Source organism: Candidatus Cryosericum odellii, assembly GCF_003570935.1.
Taxonomy (GTDB): domain Bacteria; phylum Caldisericota; class Caldisericia; order Cryosericales; family Cryosericaceae; genus Cryosericum; species Cryosericum odellii.
In genome coordinates, this window is record NZ_QXIU01000212.1 from 1 (window position 1) to 8,265 (window position 8,265).

General features: G+C 58.3%; 9 protein-coding genes. All 9 read right to left on the reverse strand.

Going from position 1 to position 8,265, the window contains the following annotated elements; all coding sequences use genetic code 11:
- Positions 1-368 (reverse strand): glycosyltransferase family 2 protein (locus SMC5_RS08705; RefSeq protein ID WP_119120396.1); only part of this gene is annotated, 368 nt, incomplete at its 3' end.
- Positions 365-1,327, reverse strand: a complete 963-nt coding sequence (locus tag SMC5_RS08710; protein ID WP_207799178.1) for a glycosyltransferase family 2 protein — start codon at positions 1,325-1,327, stop codon at positions 365-367. The genes SMC5_RS08710 and SMC5_RS08705, both read right to left, overlap by 4 nt.
- A gap of 17 nt (positions 1,328-1,344) precedes the next feature.
- On the reverse strand, positions 1,345-2,520 hold the full coding sequence (locus SMC5_RS08715; protein ID WP_119120398.1) for a glycosyltransferase: 1,176 nt from the start codon (positions 2,518-2,520) through the stop codon (positions 1,345-1,347).
- A gap of 21 nt (positions 2,521-2,541) precedes the next feature.
- Positions 2,542-3,720, reverse strand: a complete 1,179-nt coding sequence (locus tag SMC5_RS08720; protein ID WP_119089780.1) for a glycosyltransferase — start codon at positions 3,718-3,720, stop codon at positions 2,542-2,544.
- The gene (locus SMC5_RS08725) at positions 3,717-4,853 is read right to left on the reverse strand and encodes an FkbM family methyltransferase (protein ID WP_165846521.1); all 1,137 of its coding nucleotides are present in this window, start codon (positions 4,851-4,853) and stop codon (positions 3,717-3,719) included. The genes SMC5_RS08720 and SMC5_RS08725 overlap by 4 nt, the downstream gene beginning before the upstream one ends.
- A gap of 31 nt (positions 4,854-4,884) precedes the next feature.
- Positions 4,885-5,868, reverse strand: a complete 984-nt coding sequence (locus tag SMC5_RS08730) for a glycosyltransferase family 2 protein (RefSeq protein ID WP_119120399.1) — start codon at positions 5,866-5,868, stop codon at positions 4,885-4,887.
- A 55-nt stretch (positions 5,869-5,923) separates the two neighbouring features.
- On the reverse strand, positions 5,924-6,916 hold the full coding sequence (rfbB, locus tag SMC5_RS08735) for a dTDP-glucose 4,6-dehydratase (protein WP_119088249.1): 993 nt from the start codon (positions 6,914-6,916) through the stop codon (positions 5,924-5,926).
- The gene (locus SMC5_RS08740) at positions 6,913-7,995 is read right to left on the reverse strand and encodes a glycosyltransferase family 4 protein (protein WP_119089779.1); all 1,083 of its coding nucleotides are present in this window, start codon (positions 7,993-7,995) and stop codon (positions 6,913-6,915) included. Before SMC5_RS08740 ends, rfbB begins: the two co-directional genes overlap by 4 nt.
- A 75-nt stretch (positions 7,996-8,070) precedes the next feature.
- Positions 8,071-8,265, reverse strand: a 195-nt coding sequence (locus SMC5_RS08745; protein ID WP_165849053.1) for a sugar nucleotide-binding protein, incomplete at its 5' end; no start/stop codon positions are given.

Below are 8,265 nucleotides of genomic sequence, written 5' to 3' on the forward strand. Positions count from 1 at the left end.
CCCTCCCGTGGCACCTGCCGGCCATATGCAGCGCCGATCAGCGGGTCGTCCAGGCACGTGACCAGAGTACCCAGCGCGTCGGGGTCCGCAAGCACGGCATCCTGAGTCATGAACACGACGATGTTCACACCATCCAACCGATCGATCGCCATCTGCCGTGTCGCTCCGTGATCGAACCGGGCTCTATCCACCGTCACCACATCGGCACCCGCCTGCCTGAAGACCTCAACCGTGCCGTCGGACGATCCCGAATCCAGCACCAACCAGACGTAAGGCTGCAAGCGCTGCGACCGGACTGCCTCGACCACGCTCGATGCCGACGCTGCTGCATTCAGCGTCAGGATCACGAGAGCGACGCGCATACTCATGCAGTAACCCCCTTGCGGGACGAACCCAGCGGAAGACAGGTCAGGAACCAGTCGACCACGAGGTTGCGAAACCCGAGCACACGAGCGTGCGTGGCCGTGTAGAACAGGTACACCAGGTTCAACAGGAATCGCACGAGTGGTGTCCTTCGGTAGAACCATGTAAGGAAGGATTGCCTGCTCATCAGCCCACGCTCCTGCAAACCGTCGATGAGAGCCAAGCGAGCGTCGAGGCGGTCCCGCAGGTACGTGCCGAGCATCGTGCCTCCGCGGTCAAGCCGCGACCGCAGGCCGCGATATCCGAAGCGTGCCGCGCCCACCTCGCTGCCACCATGCTGACGGTACAGAACAGTCACCTCAGGCAGGGGAGCGACACCGTTGCCACAAGCGGCCACCAGTCCCAGCCACCAGTCGTGCATGGGGATGCCCGGAGGAAAGGGCAGCGCCTTCTTCAGCATTGACGTTCTGCCGACGACCGTACAGCCCGTGATGCTGTTCTTGAGGATGAGCGGGATCAGCGCTCGCCCCGCGACCGACACAATGTTGCTCAGGCGCCACATGGATGGAGCAAGTTCACTGAGGTCCTCGCGCACCACCCTCAGATCAGTGTAGACCAGGTCTGCGCCACTCGACTCAAGCAGCGACAATGACTTCTCGAGCTTGTCCGGCAACCACACGTCGTCCTGATCGCACAGTGCGAAGTACTCAGTGTCTACCATCGATAGCAGGCGCTCAAACGTTCGGACCGCACCCACGTTGGACTCCTGCCGGCCGACCACGGTCTGCCCTGCGGGCATGGCAGCGTCGCGGACGAGCTCCCAAGTGCCGTCCGTTGATGCGTCGTCCAGGATGGACAACCTCGCAGGCGCGAGGGTCTGCCGACCAAGGCTGGTCAGAAGGTCTGGCAGCCAGCGGACGCCGTTGTGGGTAGCAAGGACAATTGACACGTCAGAAGAAGTCACGTCGGCCCCGTTGTTTCTCACTTCTTTGACCTGACACATTCCATCGCCGCATCATGGTAGGCTTTCACTGCATCATCAACCGCAAACCCATGTGCACGCACCGTACCCGCCTTCGCCAGTCGTATAGCCATGTCACGATCTTCGAGTAGTGCAAGAATAGCCCGTCCCATGAGTTCCGGTTCCTGTGGCGGTACAAGGAGTCCGTCCACTCCATTTGTGACAATTTCGCGAGGACCCCAGTCGCAATCCGTCGCCACTACCGGAAGGCCGCACGCCATCGCTTCAAGCAGGACCATCGAGAAGCCTTCGCTGAAGCTCGATAGAACGAAAACCTGACTATGTTTCATGTATGCATATGGCTCAGTGCTGAACCCACTCAGCAAGACTCTCCCTTCGAGATCCAGGTCGTGCACGAGCGCTTCGATGCCTGACTTCCCCGGCCCCTCGCCCACGATACAGAGGAAAGCAGGCAATCGACGAGTCACATAGTCAAAGGCTCTGATGAGTGTCTCAAAGTCTTTCGGCGGCATGAGCCTGGCGACAGTCAGCACGACGGGGTGGTTTCCAACTAGCTCTGAAGGTTCCTGCTTCTCCGTAGCCTCTTGTACTTCGCTGGGGTCAAACGGGTTGTAGATGGTTCTGATGTGCGACTCAGGCACGTTCAAGCTTCTGGCCACTGCTGCGGCCACACCATGAGACACGGCAACATGCAGGGGGATGTTTCGAACAACCATTCTCGTAAGACTCGCAGCGATGCGTCCCTTCACTGTACGTCTTCCCTCTCTGACCGGCTCGTGATGCACCGCGACGAGCGCACGCCTCTTTCCAGCCAGCACTGCAGCCAGCCAGTAGAACACCAGCGCCTCGGGCTCTACATTACAAAATATGACGTCGGGGCTAGCTGTCTTAAGGCAGCGCGCCAGAGGAATAATGATATTGTGGAGTCGCGCTCGCTCGATGTGCACGATGGGAATGGTCTCAGGCAACGGAAAGTGCTGAGCCGAGTGCCGACCGTCAGGCATAGTTCTGCCTGCGATGGTGAGAGACACCGTACACGGATATGCAACTGGAAGTTCCTTCAGCAGACAGGTGACCACGCGCTCCAAGCCGCTGTACATCCAGTTTGCCGTGACCATCGTGATGGATAGTTGGTTGGCACGGCTGCCGGATGGCGCGAATTCTCTCCTATTCATGCATCCTGAAGGCGTTCACTCTCACTGGGACCACCCGCACACGCGCTCTGTTATCTGACGATAGGCTTCGACTGCATCATGCAAATTAAACTCGCCTGCCCGCTTCAGACCACCTTGTCGAAGCCGCTGCGCCAAATCTGCGTCAGTCAGGACTGCCAAGATACCCTCTGCCAGTGCCGCAGGGTCTTCCGGCGCCACCAGCAACCCATTCTGACCGTGAGTGATCACCTCACGCGGGCCGGATTCGCAGTCTGTGGCCACGACCGGCACTCCGCATGCCATCGCTTCCAGTAGTACCATGCCAAACCCCTCGTAGTGGCTGCATAACACAAACGCGTCGGCATGCGCCATGTACTCGTACGGGTTTGGCCGATTCCCTGCCAAAATGACGCGGTCCGTAATTCCGGCATCTCGGGCCAGTTGGATGATGTGCTCACGCTCTTCCCCCTCCCCTACAATGCAGAGGGTTGCACACGTTGCAGTGGCTACTGTTCTGAAAGCTCCAACGAGGGTTTCCCAATCCTTCGGAGGGGACAGACGAGCTACAACTAGGACTACGGGATGCTTCGCTACTAGTTCCTCCGGTTCACATCCTGCTGCTCTGGCGCGAATATCCGGTGCATCAACGGGATTCTGGATAACGTGTACTGCATCTGGGCTGAGCCGAAAACGCGTTCGTACTGCTGACGCGGTACCTTCCGATACAGCAACGCTCACAGGAGCCATCCTAGCAATCGTGCTCCTCAATCGCTCACCCACCCTGAACCGCACCGATGTGCCAAGGATCGGTAAGATACCATGATACACAGCCACGACCCGACTGGTGCACCCTGCTAAGACAGAGGCCAGCCAATAGTAAGGAAACGCTTGGACATCCGCATGCCAGAACACGACATCGGGGCGCAGCTCGCGCATCATGCGCCCGAGCGGGAACACAACTCCCCTCAGTCGATCGGTCTCCAGCCACCGAACCGGAGTCCCTTGTGGCTCTGGAAACTGCTCTGGAGAAACGGCCGCACTAGCGTCACGGCGCCGCGCTACCACAAGAGTCACATCCCAGCCCAGCAATTCCCGGAAACCTTCGCAGAGAAGCTTGACAACCCGTTCCCGGCCCCCATAGATCCAGTTGCTCGTCACCATCAGCACGCGCATCGGCACAGTGCGACCACGCACTTTGTCTCTGACTTCATGACTGTTCAAGAAGAATCGCCTCGTTTCGCAAATAGCACTGTTTCCGCCAGCCCTGGCGACTTGTGCGACAGATACAGGCGATAGTCGGGGCAAGCCCGTAGTATGAGCTTGACGATGTCCGGCAGGTCATGAGGGCGATGGTAGACCGAGATGGCAAGTCGGGGCGTGAATTTCTTCAGGGTTTCCTCGGCGCCTCTCAAGGCATCCACCTCCCCTCCCTCGATATCCATCTTGATGAAGTCGACTCGGCTCAAGTGTTGTTCCACAATCATGGCATCGACAGTCGTCATGGCCACTGTTATGTCACCCTCGATGCCAAGAGTGGAGGAACTATCCGCAGTCACAATGAACCGGGCCGGCCCCTCGTGGGCACCAGCTGCATACGGTAGAACACGTATTGGAGCCATCGTAGCCGATAGGTTTCGCTCTATGTTCCGCCTGAGTACCACGCCCGTCTGCAAGTCGGGTTCCAAAGCAAGGACACATCCTTCAGGGCCCGCCCTATCGGCGAACCAGAGAGCTGTCTCCCCCTTATAGGCTCCAATGTCCAAGACGACATCCCCATGTTGGGGCTCTACAATCCCAGGCAGGCAGTATTGTTCACGCAGCATACTGTCGATGATAGCCACAGGATCCGAATCGATGATCCACCTACCTACACGATAGCCCTCCGGTGTGCGTTTTCCCAGCGACAGGATAACCTTGGCATAATCCTCACGACCAATAGGCGCTGGATAGAGCGTGAGAGCCTGCTCGCCTATCGTCGCATAGGCAACACGAACATGCACGAACCAATCAAACAACGCCCGGGAGGCGTCGTCCTGGAGACTTGCGTACGCTGGGTCAAATGCTGCAGGGTCCTGGAGAGCTGACCGAACCATGCCAACGCTCGTCCATTTGCTGAACAGATCATAGCGGAATGACTCGACTGCATCCATGTATGATGTCCGAGCGACATGAACCCCAGCGACGGCCGCCAATCGATTCAGCGCCTTGGTCAAGTGATGCAGCCGAGGCTCAGCGAAGCCTGCTGTGAGCTGATCGGTGTGACAGCGAGCCGCCATGTCCTCACTCGCAACAAGGGCTTCATAGATCAGCGCGAGTGTATGCGACTCCTTTGGATAAGTCGGAGTTCCTGGCATCTTCACAACTCCTTGTTGCCGGACCGAGACTCTAGACATCTGCTCTGCCCCTCTCGACAAGAGCTCTGAGATCATCGGGCAGTAGCAAGCGCCAAGGCATCAACAGGGCAAGTGCCGTCGCTCTGGCGCTGAGCCGTTGACCGTGAAAGAGCCGCACAAAAAGCTCCCTCCAACGCATGAACAGCACAGATGGAAGAGCCCACGGATACCATCGCCACGTAGTGACCACTGCTCCTCTCACCAGATAGTAGTCGCTGACGTAGTTGCTACCATCTGTTGCACGAGCCTGGGCAAACGAGGCACCACCCTTGTGGTAGACAATGCTCGAATCAGCAAAACCAGGCGTGAAGCCTTTTGCCTTGCCCCTGAGAGCCCAGTCCAGTTCTTCGTCATAGAGAAAGTAGTCCTCACACATCAGGCCTATCTGCGCAACAAACTCATGAGAAACGAACATGGATGCACCATAGATATATGATAATTGTGGCTCGATATCCGCAGAATTCCACACGTCGGTGCATGCTCTTCCTCCGCCAATGTGACGAGCCTGCGCCGTGAAGGCCTCATAGTGAGCTCCCCCCAGCGTCTGCACAATATGCGGTTCTCGCTCGTCAAGGATGACCGATCCGTAGATGCCAACCCTGTCCGGACGACTACTTCTTTCCAGCAGGCCTGCGAGTGCGTTCTTGTCGACGCGCGTGTCATTGTTGAGGAACCAGTAATAGTCGATATGCTGTCCGCCGGCCTCCAGGTACCTGATTCCAGCATTGTTGGCCGCAGCAAATCCGCAATTTGTGGGCAGTCTCAGCAAGACATATCTCGTCCCGAGACTTTTCCCATGCTTCTGGAGCCAATCAGCAAGGTGCTCAGCCGACCCGTCCGAGGAACCATTATCCACAAGAATTACGTCAGTTGGACGAACGGTGAGTTCATCGAGGCTTTCCAGGCAGACGACCGTGTCTTTCCATCCCTTCCAGTTGACAATCACCACGGCAACTCTCTTGATCTCGGTGTCCATCGCTCCTGACAACCTCCCTCAGTCGACAAATTCCTCATCGGGGGGTTCAATTTACTTACAGAACGTACCAGTCGAGCGTATTCACGAGAGGAGACATACTACGAATTGCACTCCAGCCGGTTGCGTGAGACAGAGCAGTGCTATCCAGCGCGTATCTCCGGTCGTGTCCAGGACGGTCGGGGACGAAGGTGATGAGCTTGGTGTAGTCCTCTTCGGGTTTGCCGGTCTGCTCGGCAAGGAGGTGGAGAAGCAGGTGGATGAGGTCGATGTTGCTCAACTCGTTGTTCCCACCGACGTTGTAGATGGCACCAGGGGCACCCTTGTGCAGGACGGCGTCGATGGCACGGCAGTTGTCTTCGACGTACAGCCAGTCGCGAACGTTGAGGCCGTCGCCGTAGACGGGGATGGGTTCCCCTGCCAGGGCTTTCTTGATCGTGAGCGGGATGAGCTTCTCGGGATACTGGCGGGGACCGTAGTTGTTGGAGCTGCGGGTGATCAGGGTGGGCATGCCATACGTGCGGTGGTAGGCCTGGGCCATCAGGTCGCCCGCTGCCTTGGCAACGCTGTAGGGACTGCTGGGTTTGATGGGAGAGTGTTCGGTGAACTTCTCGGTGCTCTCGATGGGGAGGTCACCATATACCTCGTCGGTGCTGATGTAGAGGAAGCGGGCAGTGTCCATGCAGGCGTCCTGCTGCCACTGCTTCCGGGCCACGTCCAGCATAACCTGGGTGCCCAGGACGTTGGTGCGCACGAAGACGTCGGGGCCGTCGATGCTGCGGTCCACGTGGGACTCGGCAGCAAAGTGAACAACCTTCGTGGGATGATACTCCCGGAACACGGCCTCCACGGCGGGACGGTCGGCGACGTCGGCCTGCACGAAGGTATAGTGCGGGTCGCCTGTGACCTCTTTGACATTGTCGGGGTTGCCGGCATACGTCAGCGCGTCAAGGTTGATGAGGCGGATATCGGGATGCTGCTGCATCTGCTGGAGGACAAAGCAGGAGCCGATGAAGCCACAGCCGCCGGTGACAAGAACTGTTTCACTCATGCGGCATGATCCTTGTGGGCCACCCCAGTCAGGAGTGCCTGTTCGAACAGCTCTGCTGTATCAGCAAGGTTGAACCTGGCTGCCTCGACTAGTCCATGTTGTGCCAGCTCATCACGCAGCGTTCTGTCTGAGAGCATTTGAACAAGAGCGGAGGATAGTGCATCTGGGTCATCTGGGGGAACGACCAACGCAGTTTGGCGATGATGCGCGTAGTCACGAACACCGCCGCTGTCCGTCGTCACGACGGCACAGCCGGCAGCCATAGCCTCCAGCCCGGGCAAGCCAAACCCCTCTGACCGGCTGGAACTCAGAAAGATCCCGCTTGAATGCAGCATATCTCTGATTGCAGTCCGCAGCGGATTTTCGTGATACTGGATCCAATCTGGGAGACAACTGGGCCGTGCCCCCGTGCCCCAGACAACTGCATCCAATTCCGGATGAAGCAACCGCGCCTTGCTCAAGGCTTCGATAGCACACGTACCACCCTTGAATGGTCCACCAGTGTAAACCCATGCCACCCTTTGTGGATTTCGCACGAGACCAGGTGAAGACTGGGAGAAGAAGTCGATGTCGATGCCATTGGGCACAACGGCTGCAACAGGGGCACCCAGGTGCGTCAGCTCTTCCTCTAGCCAGCGGGATACGACGATGTTCGTGAGCCCGAGCCGGTATGTTTGCAGAACTCGCTCGGATGGCCCTGCCCAGGTCTCAAGGCCCTGGACGAAATAGAACTTCACTCCCTTCTCCTGAGCCAACAAATTCACTGCACCAGCCGTCTGCCATGCTGTAGCTACGACTGCGTCTGCGTCAGGCATATGCCGCGCATCGACCCTTGGGATCATGACCCTCGTGGGGTTGGCTTTGAAAGCGAACCACGGCGCCATCCAGTCACGTCTCCTCATCTGAGCATCCCGGCGGACAGCATACGGTTGGTCGTAGTCCATTCCATCCAGGGAAAGCGGATGCACGACGGTTACGTCATGCCCCCGCGATGCCAGGAAGTCCGCATAGGCATACACCATGATGTAGCCGCCCATAGGCCACCCTGCGGGAAACGGCAAGACGAACGACACTCTCATGAGGCATCTCCCTGGTAACCGCGACTGACTGCTATGGACAGCTGTTGGCCGTCCAAACGACTGCGGATGGCAGCCTCAACCACGGAACAGCTCTTCCCGGTACCGAAGCAGGCAGTCGTCGAGGGCGTCCTCCCAGGGGCGCATACTGTTGAGCTGTTCAAGCTCGAACTTGCGGTCGGCCAGGACCGAGTAAGCGGGACGGCGCGCGGGCGAAGGATAATCCACGGTGTGAATGGCGATGACGGGGACATTCAGGCCCAGGCGGTGCAC

Coding starts and splice junctions, on each gene's coding strand:
- SMC5_RS08725 (WP_165846521.1), bottom strand. CDS start 4,853: ATGCCAGGAACTCCGACTTATCCAAAGGAGTCGCATACACTCGCGCTG.
- SMC5_RS08740 (WP_119089779.1), bottom strand. CDS start 7,995: ATGAGAGTGTCGTTCGTCTTGCCGTTTCCCGCAGGGTGGCCTATGGGC.
- SMC5_RS08715 (WP_119120398.1), bottom strand. CDS start 2,520: ATGAATAGGAGAGAATTCGCGCCATCCGGCAGCCGTGCCAACCAACTA.
- SMC5_RS08730 (WP_119120399.1), bottom strand. CDS start 5,868: ATGGACACCGAGATCAAGAGAGTTGCCGTGGTGATTGTCAACTGGAAG.
- rfbB (WP_119088249.1), bottom strand. CDS start 6,916: ATGAGTGAAACAGTTCTTGTCACCGGCGGCTGTGGCTTCATCGGCTCC.